Origin of the sequence: Burkholderia sp. D-99, from assembly GCF_011605345.1 — a bacterium.
Lineage (GTDB): Bacteria > Pseudomonadota > Gammaproteobacteria > Burkholderiales > Burkholderiaceae > Burkholderia.
Genome location: NZ_JAAOXM010000007.1, coordinates 172028 through 192697 on the forward strand (window position 1 = coordinate 172028; position 20670 = coordinate 192697).

Here is a 20670-nt window from a genome sequence, read left to right on the forward strand (position 1 = left end):
CCCGGCTTAAATGTCCGCTTCGACGTCGTTGCCCTTTTCCTCGAGCCAGCCGCGCCGCGCGGCTGCCTCGCCCTTGCCCATCAGCATCGTCATGCGCGCGACAGTCGCCTCGTAATCGAGCTCACCGAGCTTCACCGGCATCAAGCGGCGTGTATCGGGGTTCATCGTGGTATCCCACAGCTGCTCGGCGCTCATTTCGCCGAGACCCTTGAAGCGGCTGATGCTCCATTGGGTCTCGCGCACGCCGTCCTTGCGCAGCTTGTCGAGGATTGCTTCCAGTTCACCGTCGTCGAGCGCATAGAGCTTCTGCGCGGCCTTCTTGCCGCGCGCAGGCGCATCGACACGGAACAGCGGCGGACGCGCGACGCACACGTGGCCGCGCTCGATCAGCTGCGGGAAATGCTTGAAGAACAGCGTGAGCAGCAGCACCTGGATGTGCGAGCCGTCGACGTCCGCGTCCGACAGGATGCAGATCTTGCCGTAGCGCAGGTTCGACAGGTCGACGCTTTCATCCGGGCTGTGCGGATCAACGCCGATCGCCACCGAGATGTCGTGCACCTCGTTGTTCGCGAACAGGCGGTCGCGCTCGGTTTCCCACGTGTTCAGCACCTTGCCGCGCAGCGGCAGGATCGCCTGGTATTCCTTGTCGCGGCCCATCTTCGCGGAGCCGCCCGCCGAGTCGCCCTCGACGAGGAACAGCTCGTTGCGCGCGATGTCCTCGGTCTCGCAGTCGGTCAGCTTGCCGGGCAGCACCGCGACGCCCGAGCTCTTGCGCTTCTCGACCTTCTGGCCCGCGCGCGTGCGCGCCTGCGCCTGCTTGATCACGAGTTCGGCGAGCTTCTTGCCGTGCTCGACGTGCTGGTTCAGCCACAGCTCGAGTGCGGGGCGCGAGAACGACGACACGAGCTTCACCGCGTCGCGGCTGTTCAGGCGTTCCTTGATCTGCCCCTGGAACTGCGGATCGAGCACCTTCGCCGACAGCACGAACGACACGCGCGCGAACACGTCTTCCGCGAGCAGCTTCACGCCCTTCGGCTGCAGGTTATGCAGCTCGACGAAGCTTTTCACCGCCTGGTAGAGGCCGTCGCGCAGGCCGGATTCATGCGTGCCGCCGGCCGGCGTCGGGATCAGGTTCACGTACGACTCGCGCACGAGCGAGCCTTCCTCGCTCCATGCGACGACCCACGACGCACCCTCGCCTTCGGCGAAGGTGTCGTCGCCCGAACGCGAATCGGCGAAACGCTCGCCTTCGAACAGCGGAATCAGCAGTTCGCTGCCGTTCATTTCGTCGAGCAGGTAGCCGCGCAGGCCGTCTTCATATTTCCAGGTCTGGCGCTCGCCGCTCTTCTCGTTGACGAGCACGACCTCGACGCCCGGCAGCAGCACGGCCTTCGAGCGCAGCAGGCGCTGCAGTTCGCCGAGCGGCAGGTTCGGCGAATCGAAGTACTTCGTATTCGGCCACACCTGCACGCGCGTGCCGGATTTCTTCTCGCCGCGGCCCGCGCCCTGCGTCACGAGCGGCTTCACCACATCGCCTTCGGCAAAGCCGAGCTCCGCGATCTTGCCGTCGCGCCACACCGTCACGTCGAGGCGCGTCGCGAGCGCATTCGTCACCGATACGCCGACGCCGTGCAGGCCGCCGGAGAACGTGTAGGCGCCGCCTGCGGCCTTGTCGAACTTGCCGCCTGCGTGCAGGCGCGTGAACACGATCTCGACGACCGGCACGCCCTCTTCAGGGTGCATGCCGAACGGGATGCCACGACCGTCGTCCTCGACCGAGGCCGACTGGTCGGCGTGCAGCGTGACCGTGATCTGCTTGCCGTAGCCGCCGAGCGCCTCGTCGGACGCGTTGTCGATGACTTCCTGGATGATGTGCAGCGGATTTTCGGTACGGGTGTACATGCCGGGCCGCTGCTTGACCGGCTCGAGACCCTTGAGCACCTTGATCGATGCTTCGCTATAGGCCGCGCTGGGTTTCTTCGTAGACATAGGCGCTGAATTTCGTCATTCATCGGGACGTTGTCCACACCTCGTGTGGATAACGTCGTGGACAAAACGTTGAGTTCCGTAAAAAAGCGAATCGAAACAACGGTGTGCTTGGACTGCTCCGAAAGCGGGCGCGCCGCGTTGGCTGCGCTGCCCGGGACGCGCGGTATTTTACTGGTTCCGCGTGGCACGCCAATCGCGGAATCGCGCGCAGCGGCCACCGGCCGCGCGACGCGTCACACGTATTACGCGGGCTTGCGCTTCGCCTCGAGCGTTTCCCACCGTTCGAGCGCGGCGAGCAATTCGTCGTCGATCGCCGCGAACCGCTCGGTCAGGCGCGTGCCTTCCTGCGGATCCTTCGCGAAGATCGAACCGTCTTCGAGCCGGGCATTGATCGTCTTCTGCTCCTCTTCGAGCGCGGCGATCTTCTCCGGCAGCGAATCGAGCTCGCGCTGCTCGTTGAACGACAGCTTCACCGTGCGTTGCGCGTTGCGGCCCGCAGCGCTTTTCGCCGCGTCTTCCTTGACGGGTGCCGCCTCCTTGACCGCGCGCTTCGCGGCTTCCTGCTGCGCGAGCTGATCCGCGCGCGCGCTCTGGATCTGCCAGTCGCTGAAGCCGCCGACATATTCGCGCCACTTGCCGTCGCCCTCGGCCGCGATCACCGACGTCACGACGTTGTCGAGGAACGCGCGATCGTGGCTGACGAGCAGCACCGTGCCGTCGTAGTCGGCCAGCAGTTCCTCGAGCAGTTCGAGCGTCTGGATGTCGAGGTCGTTGGTCGGTTCGTCGAGCACCAGCACGTTGGCCGGACGCGCGAACAGGCGCGCGAGCAGCAACCGGTTGCGCTCGCCGCCCGACAGCGACTTCACCGGCGAACGTGCGCGTTCCGGCGCGAACAGGAAATCACCGAGATAGCTCATTACGTGCTTGCGCACGCCGCCGATCTCGACCCACTCGCTGCCGGGGCTGATCGTATCCGCGAGGCTCTTTTCCTGGTCGAGCTGCGCACGCATCTGGTCGAAATAGGCGACCTGCAGGTTGGTGCCGATGCGCACCGTGCCTTCGTCGGGCTTCAGTTCGCCGAGAATCAGCTTGAGCAGCGTCGTCTTGCCAGCGCCGTTCGGGCCGATGAAGCCGATCTTGTCGCCACGCATCACCGTCGTCGAGAATCGATCGACAACCGCGCGGCCGCCGTAGCGCTTCGTCACGTCGGTCAGCTCCGCGACGATCTTGCCGGACTTCTCGCCCTGCGCGACATCCAGCTTCACGTTGCCCAGCGTGTTGCGGCGGTCCGCGCGCTCGTTGCGCATCTGCACGAGCCGCGCGATGCGGCCGACGCTGCGCGTGCGGCGCGCTTCGACCCCCTTGCGGATCCACACTTCTTCCTGCGCGAGCAGCTTGTCGAACTTCTCGTTTTCCACGCGCTCGACTTCGAGCTGCTGCGCCTTGCGCGTCTGGTACGCGGAGAAATTGCCCGGGTACGACAGCAGCCGGCCGCGGTCGAGATCGACGATACGCGTCGCGACGCGGTCGAGGAACGCGCGATCGTGCGTGATGAACAGCAGGCCCGCGCGCTGCGTGACGAGCAACTCTTCCAGCCAGCGGATGCCGTCGAAGTCGAGGTGGTTGGTCGGTTCGTCGAGCAGCAGCACGTCGGGCTGCAGCACCAGCGCGCGCGCCAGCGCGACACGCTTCTGCATCCCGCCCGACAGCGCGTCGACGGGCGCGTCGACGTCCGCCAGGCCGATCTGCGCGAGCGTCATCGACACGCGCGTGCGCCAGCTCCACGCGTCGTGCGCGTCGAGCGACGACTGCAGCGCGTTCATCCGCGCGAGCAGCGCATCGTGTTCGGCGCCTTCGGGTATATCTGCGAGGCGGTGCGCGATCGAATCGTATTCTTCGAGCAGTTCGCGCGTGTGTGCGAGCCCCGATGCGACTGCATCGAACACCGTCGCGCCCGGTTCGAATTCAGGCTCCTGCGGCACATAGACGGTCACGAGCTCCTGCTGGCGCGTGACCAGCCCGTCGTCGGGCTTCGCGAGCCCGGCGACGATCTTCAGCAGCGACGACTTGCCCGCGCCGTTGCGGCCGATCAAGCCGACGCGCTCGCCGGCTTCCAGCGAGAAATCCGCGTGATCGAGCAACGCGACGTGACCGAACGCGAGCTGCGCGCCGGTAATGGAATAGAGCGACATGGGGAGACGGCGAAGAGAGGAATCGGAAGCGCCCATTGTACCGGGCGCGGGCGCCGGCACCGGTATGGCCGGACGGATAAGGTGCAAGACCGGTCGCGCGCGGCGGTTGCCGGAGGTCGGGTGCCGCGCGCGGGCGGCGGGCACCCGAGCCCGCCGGCGCGGGCGCACTCCGTCACGAGGACGGCCTGGCCGCCCTTGCGGGTATACGTGCTTACTTGACGTTGACGGAGATGGTCGAGCTCATTTCGGGACCGTACGAGCGGTGCGCACCGTCGCCGAACTGCAGCGTCAGCGTGTGCTGGCCGGGCGGCAGCTTGATGTCGGTTTCGGTCTGCGCCTTGCCGAAGTGCAGCGAACGTTCGCTCGCGGGAATCACGTCGCCCTTCGGAATCGGCCGGCCGTCGATCAGCAGGTGATGATGGCCGGTATCCGGCGTCATGTCGCCGGCAGGCCGAAGCTCCATCCCTTCGAGCCCGAACTTCACGTGCACCGGGTTCGACACCGTCGCGCCGTCGCTCGGCGCTTCGAAATACACGCGCGCCTCGGCCCGCGCGACCGTCGACACGGCCATCGCCGCCACGCATACCGCACTCGCGATCCACTTTCTGTTCAGCATCGCATTCTCCTTATGGTTGGACAGCCCGGGAAGCATACACCGCACGTACGGCATATGCGTTTCGGTTGCATTGTTCGCGATGCGTACGTTTAAAACGACGTTGCGCAGGCGTTCGGCGAAATTCCGGTACCATTGCGCCTTTCGTCCGCCGGCCAGGTCGCGGACGGCATCACCGGATTTCCATTTTTCCCGAGCACCACATGAGCGAAGTAACCGAATACCAGAGCTGGGTCTGCCTGATTTGCGGGTGGGTCTACAACGAAGCGGAAGGACTGCCCGACGAAGGCATCGCACCCGGCACCCGTTTCGCCGACATTCCCGCCGACTGGCGCTGCCCGCTGTGCGACGTGGGCAAGGACGATTTTGTTGTCGTCGATTTCTGATTTCGCGATGTTCTGATCGCGGTTGATTGCGCGATCGCGCGCGTCGGTGTGCATTCCGCCCCGCCGACGCGCCGCGCGTTTGTTATACTCTGCGCGCTGTCCACACTGCCTCCGGTTCGCGTTGTTTCGTGCGATCACCCGGACATGGCTCTCCCCGTAGTTCAATGGATAGAACAAGCGCCTCCTAAGCGCTAGATACAGGTTCGATTCCTGTCGGGGGGACCAGCCATGCCCCAAACCTCCCCCAAGATTCACAAGAAATCCCCCGCTCAAGCCCGTCTGGCGGCGCTCTAGCTCCTATCGTTACCCAAGGTTGCTCAGTGACAGCCAGCGAAAGTGTTGGTATTTTTGTTGGTATCAGCAGATACCAACAACACAGATACCAACAATGCCTCTCACTGACATACAGGTGCGGAACGCGAAGGCCAGCGCGGCACCATACAAACTGACGGACGGCAACGGGATGTTCTTGCTCGTCCAACCGAACGGCGCGAAGTACTGGCGTTTGTCCTATCGCTTCCTTGGCAAGCAGAAGACGCTCGCCCTCGGCGTCTATCCGGCCGTCACGCTTGCGACGGCACGGAAGAAGCGCGACGAGGCCCGCGAGCAGATCGCGGCCGGCATCGATCCGGGCGAGGCGAAGAAGGACGCAAGACGGGCCGCCGAGATCGCCGCGGCCAACTCATTCGAAGCGGTAGCCCGCGAGTGGTTCGACTCCCAGCGCCCGGGCTGGAGCGACGGCTACGCGGAGAAGGTGCTGAATTCGCTTGAGGTCGACGTGTTCCCGAAGATCGGCCCTCGCCCGATCGCGGAGATCGATTCGCCGCAGATGCTCAGCATCGTGCGTGAGGTCGAAGCGCGCGGGGTGCGCGAGACGGCGAAGCGAATCCTCCAGCGCTCTCGCGCGGTCTTCCAGTACGGAATCATGACCGGGCGATGCTCCAGGAATCCGGCGGCCGACATCGACGCGCAGACGGTGTTGAAGAAAGGTCCGGGCGTACAGCACATGGCCCGCGTGAAAGCGACGGAGATTCCGCAGCTCATGCGCGACATCGACGCTTACCAAGGCGACCTAGTCACGCGGCTCGCGCTTCGCCTGATGGCACTGACCTTCGTACGGACAACGGAAATGATCCGTGCGGAGTGGTCAGAATTTGACGAGGCCGCCGCAGAATGGCGCGTGCCGCCGGAACGCATGAAGATGCGCGACCCGCACATCGTGCCGCTATCGCGGCAGGCACTCGACGTGCTCGCTCAGCTCCGCGCGCTCAACGGCCAGCATCGATTCGTGTTCTACAGCGTGCAAGGCCGGAGTCACATCTCGAACAACACCATGCTCTACGCGCTCTATCGCATGGGCTACAAATCCAGGATGACCGGGCACGGCTTTCGCGGGCTGGCGGCTACGGCTCTCCGTGAACTCGGCTTTGGCCGGGACGTCGTCGAGCGCCAGATGGCGCACGCCGAACGCAATCAAGTGACAGCCGCGTACGTCCACGCTGAATACCTGCCGGAACGTCGGCGAATGATGCAGGTATGGGGCGATCATCTCGACCGCCTCAAGACAGGCGCGGAGGTAATCCCTATCGCGTCAGCCGGCTAGTGTGCCGAGAATCCTCTCCGTAGGCACCATGTACGGATAGCGATCCGTGCTAAGGAAGATCGACTGTACTTCAAGAGCGTCATCCTCTTTGAACACTTCGCCGTCCCCGTAGGGCGTAATTTCCCAAGAGAGCTTATCTCGATGACCATCTTTGGTCTTGAACGAAACAACGCGACAACGCTTATCCGCCGGAGTTTTGACCATGGCAACGTGGTCACCTCTCGGTTTGCGGTGAACTACCTCGCAGAATTGCCCCATATAAGGCCTTCCGCGCAGATGCTCGCACTTTGAATAGCGCTCGCCACAGATAGAACAGTCCAATCTATTCGCAACAAATCCTGCGCTCAGGAATACCTGTGGCGGGAAAATTTGACCTTCAAGTTGCTCCAAATTCTTCAGGCGTCGCGCGCAGTCCGCAAAGCCGCTATGCGCGCGAGTTGCATCCAAGCATCCCATCTGAGCCGCCACAAGGCGATCCCATGCTTCATTCGGCATGTCCCGCTTTAGCAGAATCCACATCATCAACTCGGACCGTATCGCCCCTATGGCGCACTCGAAACCCAAGAAGAGGTTCGCAGCATTTTCATCGACACGGCGAACTGCCTCGTGCTTGGCACGTGTCGCGTTATGCGAGAGCAAATCGAGAGCTAAGCACTGTTCCAGTTGCAGCTTGCTCGACCTCGCGAGACATAGAAAAACTTCCGCTTTCTCGATACCAGCGTTGAAGTAATCGACCAACTGCGTGAGGGTCATCCTCACCTGTTGCTCCACGAGTGGCACGCTCATTACTGCCCTCCCAACTCCTTTACGATTTCGGCGACCTTAGACAAGCCGTCGGGCGGGCCACTGTAGCGGACCGATTTGCACGAACCGTCTGCGTGCTGTACGACCACATCAAGCGAAGCCTTGCCCTCATTGGTACCTTTGAACAGGTCATAGAGGTAGTTCGTGATGACTCCCAGAGCTACGGATAGGACGTTGGGATCCTGCGAGAGCAGGCCGGCCGATACAAACAGGGTTGGGCCGAACCACTCAAAACTGTACTGTTGTAAATACGGCGGCTGATCGTCCTCGTCAAAAATCTCGGCATAGGCAATGTTGTTCGCCTTCAGCAGCGTCCGCACTGTGTCAGATTCCACTTGCTGCCGAAGGTCATCAATAGATGTGGCCGTCGCAAGATTTCCCGGCAAAAGTACAAGTCCACTAGGAAGAGAAACCCCGAAGCTCTTTAGCTTTTCGGAAACAGAAACGTAATCGCGTACTTCCGTGCTCATTTGACGCCCCTTTAGCATGTTATTTTCGAGTTGACTGCGAACGAAGACGCATAGTAGCCGTTTCCAAAAGTATCTACGAGTCGCCGAGTGACCGAACTCTGTTGCATCACCAATGTGCGTTCTCGAAAGCCCGATCAGTCCGGGGCAGCGGAAGGCCGGCGTTCCGTCTCTTGATCTTCCCTGCATGGTTATGCCCCCCCTTGCCGCGCACCTCCCACCGATTTTTCAGAAATGACACGGCACTGCCGGCCACCGGTATTTCGGTATGAATATGACCCCCCTTAGGCGCGCCGGGAGTAGGAAAAACACGCGGGTGTGAGCCCCCGCGTCTTTGCCCTAGACGCAGGGTCCCCCGCTTTCCGGCCGCCCCGACACTTGCGGCCGGCGCAACAATGCCCGATCGGGGCGCATCGCGGACACCCCCCCTCAAAAACGCGTTACCGACACCCCTCGAATCCCGGAGAGCCACGCCCCGTCTAGCTTCGCGGTCGACGCAGACGCTCGCTGCCTGTCCGCTCAGTGCAAAACGAGTTGGAGAGTTGGAGATAAACGCCCGAATCGGCCGCAAAGCCTTATGGGGTAAGGCTTCGCGTGTCTCCAAACGATTTGGAGAACGCTGGAGATACTGGAGATAAACCGAGCTGGATTGTTACGGTTACGGCAAGATTCGCGGCAACCGTCGGCCCGGTTCCGTCTGGAGCAGATCGCTCAAAGTAACTTTGACGCACGGGCGAAAAATGCCGCGCAAAGGAATGCCCGCCACCGCCCTACCGGACGGCGACGGTGCATTTCACAGCTCAAGCGTGAAGATGGACGGCAGCACGCGGTAGACCATGGCCGGGCCATGTCCCGGAATGTGCTCACGTCGGTACGGATAGCCGTCGGTGCGGGGCCTCAGCACGCCACGCTTTATCAGGGCGTTCGCGACCATCTTGTGATCGAAGCCGGCGCACACGTCCTTACGGAACACGGTCGACTCGATCAGATATTCCGTCTCGACGCACTCCGCATCTTCGGCGCTCATCTTGTCGCCGAACTCCGCGTAATAGGCTTGATTCGACTCAATCGCGATGCTGCTCTTGTCCTGTTTCACGAGTCGTTTCCAGCCCGCACGGTGCGGCGCGTTCGGCCGATGGTCGTCCTGCGCCCGGTTCATCCACACGAAACGGTTGTCGCCGTGTGCGACGAGGAAGTGCAGCACCTGCCGGACGGCTTCCGCCTCGTCCGAGTTGCCGGTGCCGCCGCGTAGTTCGAGCCAGCCTTCGAAGCAACGACGCGCGGCCTCGACCGCTTCGCCCTGCGGCCAGCCGGTCAGCCCGTGGGCCGTCGCCAGCTCGCCGGCTACCGCAACAAGGCAGAACCGCTTAGCAACGCGTGCAACCTGCGAATGCGAACCGTCCGGCACCCATTGCCCGACCAGCTCGTCGACGCGCATGCGCAGATGCTCGGCCAGCTCGCCGGCCTGCGACGAGGCCCACTCGATGAACGCGGGGCCGGCCGTGCCGTAGTGCATGCCTGCGTGCCGCTCTAGATGCTCGATCAGCGCGGCCGGCGTCGGGAAGCCGTGCAGCTTCTCCACGACGCCCATTTCGCCGACCTCGGCCGGGATCGCGGGCAAGCGCACCTCGATCCCGCCTTTCATCGGCTTGTTGCCCTCGGCCATCAGCGCGGACACGCTCTTTTCGCCGTTCGACAGGAACAGCAGCCGCCACGTGAGAACCGGCTTTGCCGAGCCGCTACGCGACGCACGGGCCTTGCCCGACTCGTTCGCAAGCATGTAGATCACATCGCCGACCAAGCGCGGCTCGACCTGTCCGATTTCGTCGAGAATCAGCAGCGCATCGCTATGCTGAGTGGCGACCGCTTCGAGGGCGTTGTCGGTTGCCTTCCAGCTCCGCACGTAGTCCGGCGAGCCGAACACGGACGCGGCGATGACGCCGCCGGTCGACTTGCCCTTGGACGTCGTGCCGAGCAAGTGAAAACCGCCCGACTGAAGCCCGGAGAAGTGCAGCAGCGGACCAGCGAAGGCGGTAGCGACGCAGAACAGCAGCCGGCTATTGCCAACGCAGTAGGCCGCGACCTCCCGTCGCCAGCCCTCCAGCGTGCCGCGCTCCTTGAACTGGCTCTGGATGGGCGTGTCGGCCTGATAGATCAACGCCTCTTTGCCGGTGCCGATGACGCGATCGGGCAGCACGAACGCGCCGTGATGCCAGCCGACACGCGGCACGCAGCGCACACGCTCGTCCGGCTGCGCCATCTGCACATAGTTCGCGATCTGCGTGCGGGCGATCTGCGTCACGCCGAGCTTCACGCCCATATCGAGCAGCATGCGGCGCAGCTCCGTGCCGTCGCCGGCAAAGAGGCCGGCCGGCACCGCCCATCGTTTCAGGATGCCGTCGCGGTCCGTGAATTCGAGCAGGTAGCCCCACTCGCTGTTCATCTCGTTTCGCGTCTCCGCGATCACGTCGATACGCGTGCTGACCCAATGCGGCGGGAGCGGGTCGCCCTGATTGTTGAAGCCGTGAAACCACACGCCCTTGTCGTCGACGACGAACCGCGACTTGCCGTCCTGCGCGCGGGCCGTTTTGGGGCGCTTGGCGGGCTTCGCGGCGGCTGGAGCGGCCTTGCCCTTGCTGGCGTCAGCCGAGCCGGCCGGCGCGAGCGCAGCGCGCACGGCGGCGGCCACCGCATCCGGGCCAAGGTGCGCAGCCAGGTCGTTGAAGTCGGTGCCGGCCGCTGGGCGGTTCGAGCCGAAGTCGGGCACGGCGACGATGCCGGCGACAGCGTCGGCCGCCGCGCGGGCCTTCGTCACGCCCGGATTGCCCTTCGTCGTGTGGTCGTCGTCGGCGCACACGACAATGCGGGCGTCCGGATACTGGCCGCGCAGCGCCGTCGCGACCGCATGCAGGTTGCCGGCGTCGAACGCGACGGCGGCCGGATAGCCCGTCGCGGCCGCGAGCGTCGCGCACGTCGCGTAACCCTCGCCAAGCAGCAGCGTGGACGGCGTGGAAGATAGCGGGCCGCCGATCAACGAGAAGCAGCCCGCCTTGCGGCCGTTCGGCAGATAGCGTTTCTGGCCGTCCGTGAGGACGAACTCCAGCGTCCACAGCTTGCCTTCCGCGTCACGGGCGGGGATGACGAGGGCGCCGTCGCATGCGGCCGTGCCGATGCACAAGCCGCCGCGATAGACGCGCAGCGCGTCGACCGGGATGCGCTTGCGAACGAGATACGGGTGATCGGCCGACGCAGGCTCGGCCGCCGACCAGATCGACTCAGCGAGCGCCGACGCGGTTTGCTGTTTCTCGGTCAGCTCCGCCAGCTCGGCCGCTTCACGGGCCGTGCGCTCGGCTTTCTGTCGCTCGCGCTCCGCTGGATCGACCGGCTTCGCTCGATGCGCACGCGGATCGAAGCCGCCACGCTTGGCGAGGTGAAACAGCGTGTTGATGGTGATCTTGCCGCCCTTGAACGACTTCCACACATCGCGCGCGTCCTTGCCGTTGTAGTTCTGCGCGCCTTGGCTCCATTCGTTCCAGAGGGCGAAGCCCTCCTCGCCAAACTCGGCCTTGAGCGCCATCCCCACCTGACTCCACGTGTCGCGGTCGTCAGGCGGGAGATAGCCGAGCGCGACTCTCGCCCGCTCGAATTCGGACATGGGTGCGTTACTCATAGGTTCCTACTGGACGCGCGTCGGTCGGCTTGCCGATTAGTAGTCCATATCGGGCAAGCAGCTACCCGACGCGCGAAGAATTGAATGATGCGGCGATGCCTAGCGGCGGAGCGTTAGCCGGTCGCGCGAGGCACCGACAGAACCGCCCCGCCGGCCGTGACGTCGTTGCTGTAGACGTAGCGGCCGAGCCGCGACTCGCCAAGGGCGTCGTTTGCCGCCTCCAGCGCCGCGCCGATCGACGGCAGGGACGCGCGGAACAGGCTCAGCACAAGCCAGTAGTCGTCATCGGACATGGCCTTGTCGGCCGCCCAATGCAGGCTGTCCAGCAGCTCCATGGCGTCACTGATCCGCGTGCCGATACGGTTGCGGTCGGGCCGGTTCACCTCGGCCACGAAGTGCGAAGCGAGCGATTGCACGGCGTTCTTGTTCGTCTTTGCCATGACCGCCCCTCAGTGCGTCGTGCGCGGTTCGCGCGTGACGAGCCCGAGGGCCGCGAACAGGTGCTGTTGTACGCGCCCCATCAGGCCGGCCGCGAACGCTTGGCGGCTGATCGTCACGCGGTGCGCGTCGACGTCGCCTGCGTCCTGCATGGCGGCTTCAATGCCGCGCGCGAACGCTGCGGCTTGATGTGCCGCGTAGTCGTGCAGCCGCACGTCGCCTTTCAGGTCGAGCCATGCGTCGGCGCAGATCGCGCCCAGGTCCACGGCGAATTGCAGCTCGATCGGTGCACCCGTATCCAACGGCGGTGCGTTGTCGAATCCGTCGACAACCGCGGTTCGGATGCGCTGGTCAGTCATGGCACACCTCCGGCTGCGCGGTGCGGCGCATTTCGGCGGAGTACCGGCTCGCAACGCTTTGCCCCATGTCGACGAGCGCGCGCTCGTAAGTGCCCTCCGCAAGATGCGAACGGACAGCATCGAACAGGGCTTCGAGTTGGGCGAACTGGTGCGCCGCGCACATGGCGATCATCGTGACTTCGTTCGGCAGGCGGTATTTAGACATGGCGCACCTCCAGAATCGACGCGAGGAGTTGCCCGACATCGATCGCGCAATCCAGCTCCGCTTCGCCGCGAATCGGCGTGAGGTTCCAGTCGTGGACGGCTGCGTGCGTGAAATCGCCGGACCGCCGACCGTAGACGCTGCGCCCCGAGACGGGGCCGCCCAAGATCCGCACGCGCCAATCGTGATCGGGCGTCGGACAAGCCGATGCCACCTCAACCAGCATGCCGATGCGAGCGCGAGCATCGCATTTCGTGACGATCGCCAGATCGCCGATCTTGCAGCGCAGCTCAGCCATGACGCACCTCCGCACGAACGAGCGCGGCGATTGCGGCCAATGCCGCACCGGTTGCATCGAGCGCGTCCTGATACGTGCTGGCGGTTGCCGCATCGCGCAGCGCTGCGCGGACGATGGATTGAATGAGGTGGGATTGCTGCCCGGTACGGGCGTGCGTGGACTGGCGCATTGAATGCGACCTCCTTGGACGGGTTGAACCCGCTCCCCACTTCCAAATGGGGTGGGCGGGCAGACAGCAGGGTTGGAAGACCGGCGTCCAAGGGAACCGGCAGGCCGAAGCCTCCCCACCGTCGCCCACCCATTGATCGTAGAGGCGCGCGAAGGCACACGGACGTAAAAAAACCGCACTGCGGCGGTCGTCCGCCTTGGAACAATCGGGCTTCCAAACCCGGTCGCTTCTGTGTCGGCGACATGCATAGAATACTGCGTGCCGTCGCGACGTGCAAATCCGGCGCAGAACGGTCCAGAGAAAGCGGGGCCATGCCCGCCGTGCGCTGGCATGGCAAAGTAACTTGGCAAACACTCATGCCGACACCTTCGGATCTAGCATGAAAATCGCCTCCTTCAGCAGCCGGACGGCATGCTTAGCGCGCGTCGGCATCCGAACCGCGTCGCGCTCGAAGACGCCCGCAGCGGTAACGATCATGCATGCAGCATCGCGCCGCACACCCTGCTCCGTACACTGGAGCACGTCGCTGAACAGTTCGTGCAGGCGGGAGAGTTCACAATCGTAGAACTCCGCGTCGGCCTGTTTTTTGGTGTCACGCGCCATCGCTCGCGCGTTCGTTGCGCTCGTCATCACACGCCCTCCGTCACTTCATTCACGGCATCGGCAGCGCGATAGTTCAGCGGATCAGCGAGATAGCGATGGATTTCGCGGTTGTTCCAAACCGTACACCTCTGAGTCAAGCGGATCGAGCGCGGAAACTTCCCCTCCTGTTCGCGCTTGCGAACAGTCTCACGAGACAGGCAAATTGATCGACGCAGATCGCGCCATTTGGAAAGACCATCAAGCGGCAGAGTGGCCGGAGCTTGCGTTGCGAATGCGTTGTTTGCGGACATTTGTGCTCCCTGAGTGACAGTAACGGGAGCGACTATCGCCGTGCGATCAGCACCTTTTAAAGTGGAATGTCCGGATTGCAGGAATGTCCTGCACTTTCACACTGAAATGTCCGTCCCTCAATCGTCGTCTGCAAGTTGTTCTATCACCCGGCGCACGTGACGCTCAGAGATTCCCAGCTTCACTGCGATAGCTTTTCGCTCGTCGATTCCAATCTGGACCCCACGATTGCGATAGCGCGCGACTTCGGTCTTGACCAGTGCACGCGTTGCCGCACCCTTCGCGACATTGGCATCCCGGCCAACAGATCCGTCTCGCTTTCGCGTCTCGCGGCGCACCGCCTCTGCCGCCAGTTTCGCGGAAGCGGTCTTCAAGCGCCGATGCAGAAGTTCGAGCGTAGCGGTAAAGGCATGAGTGCTGCCGCAATGGACGAAAGCATAAATCCGCTGTTCGCGCTGGATGCTGCTGACATCAGCAGAAACAGCAAATTCAATCGCGCGCTCCATGTCCGGCCATAGCTTTCGAATCTGCGCAGCGACGGCCTTGTCCGGCTTCGGTAGGTCGGACAAGTCTCCGCCAGCGCGCGCTCGCCGCCTTGCCTCCGCCACTCCACGCAAATACAAGGCGTACATCCATTCCGCCCGGTCGTACTTCCCGCCGCTTAGGCGTGCAACGTGCCCCGCATTCTGTTCCAGCGGATACGGCAATGAATCGCTCGATGCAAGCCGTCGGGCCCGAAGCAAATCTAGGCGCTCCATCTGAAAATGCTCGCGCTCCCACCGCTCATACTCCGCCTTGATTAGCTGAACAGCGGCGGCCTGTGCCGCAGGACTATCCCTGTCGACCTGATCGAGATGCAGAAAATGATCGGAGACTTGTTTGATTTTCGCTGACGGGCCGCGATCGACAAACGCGGTCAGCTCGTTCGCTGATACCGGCTCTTCGTCGGGATCTATTTCCTCGTGCACGAGGTTGCGCGACTTTCTCATATCCACCCTTCGCGTGGACCTTCACGAAGAACGCCGAGCCAGCCGGTGAAGGTGTCCGGTTTTCGGGTGGCCGCCCTAGGCTCGACGGCAAGCATTTTCTCACGAGTTACCACGCCGATAATTCCGCGCACTGAGTTCGAAGCCGCCAGCCTCTACCTATGCCGTCGCAGCCTACCGGTTATGCTTGAGCGGCAGCGTCACGTCGGGCCCCGAATAAGACGGAGAGACAACGATGACTTTGATCATTGGACACGCCACAAGAGAAATAGGCTTCTTGATCGCCGACACCCTTCTAAGCTCGCCCGTCACATTGCGGGGTGATGGGGGCCCGTTCAACGGCGCACGTCATACATTGAAGGTTCACATACTGTCCGGCCGTCTAGCGGTCGCGTTCGCTGGTGATCCCAGCTTAGCCTGCGACCTCATTGCGGAACTGAAAGCAGAGACTGAAACGCACCCAAACGTTGACGTCCCGAGATGTCTTTTGGAGATGTACCAACGACGCGCAACTGAGATACCGGAAGCCCAGCGCGCAGACTTTCTAATTCTGCGACTGCTGGACAATGGCCCGATGCTTGACAAAGTGACGTTGGAGGACGGCATACGAAATGCCGAACGAGCCTACATTGGCGACGCAGAAGGCTACCGCCAGTTAAGCGCACTGTTGGGTGCGTATGCCGGGCCGAAGATACGCATGGTGCAACAGCCGGACGGCTCATTCATAACGGAGCCATTCGAGCCGATGGATGGCGAGCGATGGTTCGCGGTCGCGGCGGATGCATTGGAAAGGCTGTGTCATAGGAAATCCGTCGAAACGGTCGGCTCCGTAACCGACGCAGTTACCAGAGTGGTAAATGCTCGAATCTCTGGGGAACTGGAGTATTTGCAATCGGTGTACGTGGGACGGTCGACCGAAGAAGGGCTGACCGGCTATACGTTTCTTGCCGCAAACGAGGACCCTCGGGCGACAGCTATCTATTTCTACGCAGGTAAAGTGGGCTTCGTGTTTCTACCCGGTGACCCGGCTGGAAGCCGAAGAATAGCTGCTGACTCAGACGTCCAGTTTATCGACGCGGCCCGGCAGCACTACGGGATCGAATTGACCGGTCCAACTCAACCGGCGTGACGTCTATCCGTTGGTCACGATTGTTGGCGTTCGACCAACTGCGTGTTCCCTTTCGCCCAGGCGGCCGATCGAACGACCATCTACCGCCAACCCAGCCATATGTCCGAAACCGAACCCTTTTGGACACTATCGCGAAGCTATGTCCGAAAATAAGGTTTCGTTACTTTCGGACATAGGCTATGATTCGGACATCCATTTCGTACATAGAGAACGGCATGTCCCGAACCTTCGCATACGCCCGAGTAAGCACGACCGATCAGACTGCGGCCAACCAACTTCGCGAGATCGAGGTGGCAGGCTTTTCGGTCGACAAGCGCCGCGTCGTTACGGAAAGCATTTCTGGAAGCGTAAGCGCGCACCAGCAACCGGGGTTTTCCGAGCTGCTACTTAAGATGGAGGAAGGCGACGTTCTGATCGTTACGAAGCTCGATCGCCTTGGCCGTAACGCAATGGATGTTCGCGCGACGGTCGAGATGCTGGCAGAACGAGGCATCCGGATTCACTGCCTTGCACTCGGAGGAGTCGATCTGACCAGCGCTGCCGGCCGCATGACGATGCAGGTATTGAACGCCGTCGCTGAATTTGAACGTGACCTGTTGATCGAGCGCACCCAATCCGGGATCGCGCGGGCAAGAGCAGAAGGGAAAACTATGGGTCGACCGGCCGCGCTAACGAAGCAACAACAAAACGAAGTGCGTCACTTACTCGGCGAAGGCGCGTCTGTGGCCGCACTTGCCAAACGATATGAAACGAGCCGTCAGACGATCATGCGTGTACGGGATGCGACGTAGAGCAGTGACGGCCAAAGTTACTTTTCACCGAATCGGCAAGACCCGCCTCGATTTTAACGACAATTGAGCAACCGCCGATTATTCATCAGCTTTACTGGCAGAAGGCCGCGGGACACCATCAACGATAATAACCTCTGGCGCATCCTTTCCCGCAGACATAACCAGATTACGGAATGCAGCCATTCGATCGTCAGAGGCACCTCCGTTATCGATGACCAGATACACTCCCTTTGTCGCTTTCTCGGCCTTTTGGTATATCGGGAGTTGCTTCTCAAATCCATGGAATAGCTGAGAATTACTAGTCAGCTTCACCTCAACCAATACCCGGCCATCAAAACCACTGCTTAGCTTAAAGTCCACCGGACCACGCCCACCGTCACTCTCTGGGGATAGCTCAAGACCGTTGGCGCGGCAATATGCGGATGCTATTCCGAAAAACACCAGTTGAGCCGCCGACTCATGTTTTCGGGTTCCATCTTTATTATAAAGAAGCTTGCAAAGCTGATTATCCTCAATCAGCTCTCGGAAATGCTGACAGATCTTCCGCACCACCGCAAAGACGCGATCCGTATCAGCAGGCGCTTCAAGCGTAAGCTCTAGTGGATATGCCGCAGAGAATTCCTTAGAAGCTCGATACCAGCGAGTCTCGCCGGCTGGGTCATCCTTGAAATCGTACAAACTCCTACCGGCCTTGTGATACGCCCCGAGAACCTCCAACAGAATATCCGGATATTTAATGAACGAATTTCGCAGGACCTCCTTCTGATCAGAGAGAGTCGCCTTTCGCCACGAATCACCGATGATCGCATTTAGCTCATCCCGGAGCAGCTTATTCTCATAGGCAATTCGAGAAATGTCGCCATACGTTTCCGCTATTGGAAGATCTCGCAATATATCCAGAGGAACCAAGATAACCGCCTTTCCAGTAATTGGATTCAGCGGCATATCCTCTTTCGGCACCCCCTTTGACACGACCAGCGGTTCCATTGGAATTCCGCAATCGCTACATACACGCTGGGTGAACTTAACAAGATCATCAAGGATGATTCGGGCGACCATGTCGCTGATTCTGTCTGGGCCAATATTGTCCTCGAATGCGCCGACCAGCTCGAACAGTGCTGGATCTTTCACGCCCGCATCGATGATCTTCTTTACCGTTGCAAGCAAAGGCTTTCGAAGCCCCGCCCCCATCCCACTCCCGGTTTTCCCGTTAGTGGCATATCCGATGCACAACCCATGCACTTCCGGAAAAGTAAGCCTCTGATCGGCGGCACGCCAGAAAACGTCCCCCTCGGCTCCGATATTCGAGACGATCTTGAGAACGTCTGCAAAATGCTCGGACACGCGATCGTAACTGTGGACTAGCTCAGGAGTATCCGTATGCTTGAGCAGGCACGGATCGATGAAGAGCCTAGTATCAACACCGAATACGGGATCCAGCGCACCTGACGCCTCGAATACATCAGGATCGATACCGTAGTAATCGCAAAAGCTCTGCATTGCCCTACCCCGTGCTGATCGTTCGTCTTGTCTCGATATTCTAGCTTGAGACAGTGGGCGCCCCATCCCTATCGTTCACCACGCTCGATTGCTGTCGCCGGCCGGGCAAGCGGCGGCGGGGGGAGTTCTTTTGCGCGGAGCGCTCCAGACGGAGCGAAAGTTTGCGAGCAGTCATACGAACGCACCTGCTAAATCCGCCTGTCTCCAAAGTTATCTCCAAGAAAATGTGTACTTTGGAGATAGACTTGGAGATAACCGCAGCCTTACCAGACAAGGCTCACAAGCCGAAATGACTGTCTATCTCCAAATCTCCAGATATTTTTTCTTCTGGCGGCACAGCAACGTTTCGCACAGCGCCGGCCTTCAACTGGTCGAGCCAACGCCGATGCGCCTGTTGGTATTTTTGTTGGTATTTACGGAACATCGTCGCCCAAACGGCGCATCCAGCCGAGCGATATGAATTCTGTCGGGGGACCAGCCATCCTCATGGTTTCATCCACTTTCCCACGCTCAAGTACCGCAACGACGGCGACGAAAATCGCCTGACGTCGAGGCAGACCGGCAAGCACCAGCAGTCAACTCACACGCCAGATCGTCGCACCCGGTGAAGGTGAACCGCGGCTTCCATTCGACGCAAATCAAAGATCGTTTGACTCTCCACATCAGCCCGAGTACACTTCGCGCCGCGGGGTGGAGCAGTCTGGCAGCTCGTCGGGCTCATAACCCGAAGGTCGTAGGTTCAAATCCTACCCCCGCAACCAATACCGAAGCCCGCTCCGCGAAAGCAAGCGGGCTTCTTGCTTTCCGCATGCACTGCCGCGTGTGCACTGCCTGGCGCACCGCACACGGATTGCGGGACATTCATCCACCGGCGTCACCTGCGACACTCAATCGCATCCCATCCAATCGCCGCGTCCCTGCACCAGAGATTGCGTAGAATTCCGAACCTTCCCAAGCATCCGGACTCCCGCAATGATTCGAGCGATCGCGGCACTCGCCGCGCTTTCAGCGATGACCGGCACGGCGAACGCAGCCGACACCATCACCGCGCCCGCGAAGCAGCGCTATGTCAGCCCCGGCATCGCCAACATCACGAACGCAGCGGCACCGCGCCCGGAAAACCCCTCCCCCGACTCACGCTGCCGTGAACTCGCCGCAGGCATCGACGCCGTGACGCACACCCCCGACCGCGGCCAGAAGGTCGTGCGCGGGATGGGCCCGGACGGCAAGCCGCGCAACGAACTGCGCGCTTACGACAAACGGGCCGATCTCGAAGCTGAGCATCAACGGCTCGGCTGCCGATAGCGAACGCAACGCCGCCCGGTCAACTCACACCGGGCGCCAACAATCACGCGTTCGCACCACCATCGATCGTCAACCCGGTCCCGTTGATCGACCGCCCTTCCGGCCCGACGACGAACGCGACAAGCGCCGCGACGTCGTCGGCCTTGCCGTACTGCGGAATCGCCATCCGCGAACGCTGTGCACCGGCATGTTCGCCGTCGGCCGGGTTCATGTCGGTATCCGTCGACCCCGGATGCACGATATTGACCGTGATGCCGCGCGGGCCCAGATCGCGCGCGAGCCCCTGCGTCCAGCCGATCAGCGCGGCCTTGCTCGCCGCATAGAGGCTCATCCCCGCATCGGGCACGCGCGTCGCGAGGCAACTGCCGGTCGACACGATGCGCCCGCCCTCGCCGAGATGCCGCGCCGCCGCCTGCGACGCGACGATCACTGCGCGCACGTTCACGTTCAACGTCGCGTCGATATCGTCGAGCGTGAGGTCCCCCAGCGTGCCGGCCCGGAAAATCCCCGCGTTGTTGACGAGGATGTCGAGACCGCCGAGCGCCTCGGCGGCACGATCGACCGCGTCGCGCACGGCCACCGGATCGGCGCTGTCGGCCTGGATCGCGACGGCGCGTCGGCCCAACGCCTCGATGCCGGCAACGACGGCCTGCGCCCGCTCGGACGATTTCTCGTAGGTAATCGCGACGTCCGCGCCATCGGCCGCCAGCCGTTTCGCGATCGCCGCACCGATGCCGCGGCTGCCGCCCGTGATGAGTGCACGCTTGCCCTGAAGTCGGTTCATGTCGGTTCCTTTCCTCATTTATGTAATGACCAACACAGAATGTGCGAAGTTGCGCGGCACAGTCAATTGATTTATTTTATCGATCGATACAGAT

The 20670-nt window shown here is 62.0% G+C and carries 22 protein-coding genes and 2 tRNA genes; 8 read left to right on the forward strand and 16 right to left on the reverse strand.

All coding sequences use genetic code 11. The features are described from left to right. Positions 1-6: 6 nt before the first annotated feature. From HAV18_RS24515 to HAV18_RS24525, 3 genes are all read right to left on the reverse strand, one after another. Positions 7-1989, reverse strand: a complete 1983-nt coding sequence (locus tag HAV18_RS24515) for a DNA topoisomerase IV subunit B (protein ID WP_166960946.1) — start codon at positions 1987-1989, stop codon at positions 7-9. Between the two features lie 242 nt (positions 1990-2231). Further along, positions 2232-4217 (reverse strand): ATP-binding cassette domain-containing protein, encoded by a 1986-nt coding sequence (locus tag HAV18_RS24520; protein ID WP_407062439.1) that lies wholly within the window; start codon positions 4215-4217, stop codon positions 2232-2234. 175 nt (positions 4218-4392) lie between these two features. After that, positions 4393-4797: a DUF4399 domain-containing protein gene (locus tag HAV18_RS24525; RefSeq protein WP_166960952.1), complete on the reverse strand. Its 405-nt coding sequence runs from the start codon at positions 4795-4797 to the stop codon at positions 4393-4395. A gap of 200 nt (positions 4798-4997) precedes the next feature. Here HAV18_RS24525 and HAV18_RS24530 point away from each other — a divergent pair, with 200 nt between their 5' ends. From HAV18_RS24530 to HAV18_RS24540, 3 genes are all read left to right on the forward strand, one after another. Beyond that, positions 4998-5180, forward strand: coding sequence for a rubredoxin (locus tag HAV18_RS24530; protein WP_045567368.1), 183 nt, complete (start codon positions 4998-5000; stop codon positions 5178-5180). 150 nt (positions 5181-5330) lie between these two features. Continuing rightward, positions 5331-5405 (forward strand) — tRNA-Arg (locus tag HAV18_RS24535). A gap of 163 nt (positions 5406-5568) precedes the next feature. Next, positions 5569-6783, forward strand: a complete 1215-nt coding sequence (locus HAV18_RS24540; protein ID WP_166960955.1) for a phage integrase central domain-containing protein — start codon at positions 5569-5571, stop codon at positions 6781-6783. Here the strand turns inward: HAV18_RS24540 and HAV18_RS24545 are convergent. From HAV18_RS24545 to HAV18_RS24595, 11 genes are all read right to left on the reverse strand, one after another. Then, positions 6772-7569, reverse strand: a complete 798-nt coding sequence (locus HAV18_RS24545) for a hypothetical protein (protein ID WP_166960958.1) — start codon at positions 7567-7569, stop codon at positions 6772-6774. The two genes, HAV18_RS24540 and HAV18_RS24545, sit on opposite strands and share 12 nt — an antisense overlap. Then, complete coding sequence (locus tag HAV18_RS24550; protein ID WP_166960961.1) at positions 7569-8057, reverse strand: hypothetical protein; 489 nt, start codon at positions 8055-8057, stop codon at positions 7569-7571. The genes HAV18_RS24545 and HAV18_RS24550 overlap by 1 nt, the downstream gene beginning before the upstream one ends. 790 nt (positions 8058-8847) lie before the next feature. After that, positions 8848-11709, reverse strand: a complete 2862-nt coding sequence (locus tag HAV18_RS24555; RefSeq protein WP_166960964.1) for a DUF927 domain-containing protein — start codon at positions 11707-11709, stop codon at positions 8848-8850. A 128-nt stretch (positions 11710-11837) separates the two neighbouring features. Beyond that, positions 11838-12164, reverse strand: a complete 327-nt coding sequence (locus HAV18_RS24560) for a hypothetical protein (RefSeq protein WP_166960967.1) — start codon at positions 12162-12164, stop codon at positions 11838-11840. Between the two features lie 9 nt (positions 12165-12173). Continuing rightward, the gene (locus tag HAV18_RS24565; protein WP_166960970.1) at positions 12174-12521 is read right to left on the reverse strand and encodes a hypothetical protein; all 348 of its coding nucleotides are present in this window, start codon (positions 12519-12521) and stop codon (positions 12174-12176) included. Continuing rightward, positions 12514-12726, reverse strand: coding sequence for a hypothetical protein (locus HAV18_RS24570; RefSeq protein ID WP_006765346.1), 213 nt, complete (start codon positions 12724-12726; stop codon positions 12514-12516). Before HAV18_RS24570 ends, HAV18_RS24565 begins: the two co-directional genes overlap by 8 nt. Then, positions 12719-13021, reverse strand: coding sequence for a hypothetical protein (locus HAV18_RS24575; protein WP_166960973.1), 303 nt, complete (start codon positions 13019-13021; stop codon positions 12719-12721). The genes HAV18_RS24570 and HAV18_RS24575 overlap by 8 nt, the downstream gene beginning before the upstream one ends. After that, positions 13014-13190 carry a hypothetical protein gene (locus tag HAV18_RS24580; protein ID WP_017432173.1) on the reverse strand — a complete coding sequence of 59 codons (177 nt, stop codon included), beginning with the start codon at positions 13188-13190 and terminating at the stop codon, positions 13014-13016. The genes HAV18_RS24575 and HAV18_RS24580 overlap by 8 nt, the downstream gene beginning before the upstream one ends. Before the next feature lie 354 nt (positions 13191-13544). After that, positions 13545-13820 carry a hypothetical protein gene (locus tag HAV18_RS24585; RefSeq protein ID WP_166960976.1) on the reverse strand — a complete coding sequence of 92 codons (276 nt, stop codon included), beginning with the start codon at positions 13818-13820 and terminating at the stop codon, positions 13545-13547. Beyond that, positions 13820-14083 (reverse strand): AlpA family transcriptional regulator, encoded by a 264-nt coding sequence (locus HAV18_RS24590; RefSeq protein ID WP_071751530.1) that lies wholly within the window; start codon positions 14081-14083, stop codon positions 13820-13822. The genes HAV18_RS24585 and HAV18_RS24590 overlap by 1 nt, the downstream gene beginning before the upstream one ends. 117 nt (positions 14084-14200) lie before the next feature. Continuing rightward, positions 14201-15070 (reverse strand): hypothetical protein, encoded by an 870-nt coding sequence (locus tag HAV18_RS24595; protein ID WP_166960979.1) that lies wholly within the window; start codon positions 15068-15070, stop codon positions 14201-14203. 232 nt (positions 15071-15302) lie between these two features. On the opposite strand from HAV18_RS24595, the gene HAV18_RS24600 reads away from it, so the two are divergent. Together HAV18_RS24600 and HAV18_RS24605 are read left to right on the forward strand one after the other, a co-directional pair. After that, a complete protein-coding gene (locus HAV18_RS24600; protein WP_166960982.1) occupies positions 15303-16196 on the forward strand; it encodes a hypothetical protein in 894 nt (297 codons plus the stop codon). A gap of 215 nt (positions 16197-16411) precedes the next feature. After that, positions 16412-16987, forward strand: coding sequence for a recombinase family protein (locus tag HAV18_RS24605; protein ID WP_166960985.1), 576 nt, complete (start codon positions 16412-16414; stop codon positions 16985-16987). A 78-nt stretch (positions 16988-17065) separates the two neighbouring features. On the opposite strand, the gene HAV18_RS24610 is transcribed toward HAV18_RS24605, so the two are convergent. Then, positions 17066-18487 (reverse strand): hypothetical protein, encoded by a 1422-nt coding sequence (locus tag HAV18_RS24610; protein ID WP_166960988.1) that lies wholly within the window; start codon positions 18485-18487, stop codon positions 17066-17068. 289 nt (positions 18488-18776) lie between these two features. On the opposite strand from HAV18_RS24610, the gene HAV18_RS39710 reads away from it, so the two are divergent. The 3 genes from HAV18_RS39710 (at position 18777) to HAV18_RS24620 (ending at position 19792) form a co-directional block, all read left to right on the forward strand. Then, the gene (locus tag HAV18_RS39710) at positions 18777-18947 is read left to right on the forward strand and encodes a hypothetical protein (protein ID WP_208102109.1); all 171 of its coding nucleotides are present in this window, start codon (positions 18777-18779) and stop codon (positions 18945-18947) included. 224 nt (positions 18948-19171) lie between these two features. After that, positions 19172-19248 (forward strand) — tRNA-Met (locus tag HAV18_RS24615). A 211-nt stretch (positions 19249-19459) separates the two neighbouring features. Continuing rightward, positions 19460-19792, forward strand: coding sequence for a hypothetical protein (locus tag HAV18_RS24620; protein ID WP_166960991.1), 333 nt, complete (start codon positions 19460-19462; stop codon positions 19790-19792). A gap of 43 nt (positions 19793-19835) precedes the next feature. On the opposite strand, the gene HAV18_RS24625 is transcribed toward HAV18_RS24620, so the two are convergent. Continuing rightward, the gene (locus tag HAV18_RS24625; protein ID WP_166960994.1) at positions 19836-20576 is read right to left on the reverse strand and encodes an SDR family NAD(P)-dependent oxidoreductase; all 741 of its coding nucleotides are present in this window, start codon (positions 20574-20576) and stop codon (positions 19836-19838) included. Positions 20577-20670: the final 94 nt, after the last annotated feature.

Coding starts and splice junctions, on each gene's coding strand:
- HAV18_RS39710 (WP_208102109.1), top strand. CDS start 18,777: ATGACTGTCTATCTCCAAATCTCCAGATATTTTTTCTTCTGGCGGCAC.
- HAV18_RS24515 (WP_166960946.1), bottom strand. CDS start 1,989: ATGTCTACGAAGAAACCCAGCGCGGCCTATAGCGAAGCATCGATCAAG.
- HAV18_RS24600 (WP_166960982.1), top strand. CDS start 15,303: ATGACTTTGATCATTGGACACGCCACAAGAGAAATAGGCTTCTTGATC.
- HAV18_RS24550 (WP_166960961.1), bottom strand. CDS start 8,057: ATGAGCACGGAAGTACGCGATTACGTTTCTGTTTCCGAAAAGCTAAAG.
- HAV18_RS24555 (WP_166960964.1), bottom strand. CDS start 11,709: ATGTCCGAATTCGAGCGGGCGAGAGTCGCGCTCGGCTATCTCCCGCCT.
- HAV18_RS24610 (WP_166960988.1), bottom strand. CDS start 18,487: ATGCAGAGCTTTTGCGATTACTACGGTATCGATCCTGATGTATTCGAG.
- HAV18_RS24540 (WP_166960955.1), top strand. CDS start 5,569: ATGCCTCTCACTGACATACAGGTGCGGAACGCGAAGGCCAGCGCGGCA.
- HAV18_RS24590 (WP_071751530.1), bottom strand. CDS start 14,083: ATGTCCGCAAACAACGCATTCGCAACGCAAGCTCCGGCCACTCTGCCG.
- HAV18_RS24595 (WP_166960979.1), bottom strand. CDS start 15,070: ATGAGAAAGTCGCGCAACCTCGTGCACGAGGAAATAGATCCCGACGAA.
- HAV18_RS24625 (WP_166960994.1), bottom strand. CDS start 20,576: ATGAACCGACTTCAGGGCAAGCGTGCACTCATCACGGGCGGCAGCCGC.
- HAV18_RS24575 (WP_166960973.1), bottom strand. CDS start 13,021: ATGGCTGAGCTGCGCTGCAAGATCGGCGATCTGGCGATCGTCACGAAA.
- HAV18_RS24580 (WP_017432173.1), bottom strand. CDS start 13,190: ATGCGCCAGTCCACGCACGCCCGTACCGGGCAGCAATCCCACCTCATT.
- HAV18_RS24605 (WP_166960985.1), top strand. CDS start 16,412: ATGTCCCGAACCTTCGCATACGCCCGAGTAAGCACGACCGATCAGACT.
- HAV18_RS24570 (WP_006765346.1), bottom strand. CDS start 12,726: ATGTCTAAATACCGCCTGCCGAACGAAGTCACGATGATCGCCATGTGC.
- HAV18_RS24585 (WP_166960976.1), bottom strand. CDS start 13,820: ATGACGAGCGCAACGAACGCGCGAGCGATGGCGCGTGACACCAAAAAA.
- HAV18_RS24530 (WP_045567368.1), top strand. CDS start 4,998: ATGAGCGAAGTAACCGAATACCAGAGCTGGGTCTGCCTGATTTGCGGG.
- HAV18_RS24565 (WP_166960970.1), bottom strand. CDS start 12,521: ATGACTGACCAGCGCATCCGAACCGCGGTTGTCGACGGATTCGACAAC.
- HAV18_RS24520 (WP_407062439.1), bottom strand. CDS start 4,217: ATGGGCGCTTCCGATTCCTCTCTTCGCCGTCTCCCCATGTCGCTCTAT.
- HAV18_RS24525 (WP_166960952.1), bottom strand. CDS start 4,797: ATGCTGAACAGAAAGTGGATCGCGAGTGCGGTATGCGTGGCGGCGATG.
- HAV18_RS24545 (WP_166960958.1), bottom strand. CDS start 7,569: ATGAGCGTGCCACTCGTGGAGCAACAGGTGAGGATGACCCTCACGCAG.
- HAV18_RS24620 (WP_166960991.1), top strand. CDS start 19,460: ATGATTCGAGCGATCGCGGCACTCGCCGCGCTTTCAGCGATGACCGGC.
- HAV18_RS24560 (WP_166960967.1), bottom strand. CDS start 12,164: ATGGCAAAGACGAACAAGAACGCCGTGCAATCGCTCGCTTCGCACTTC.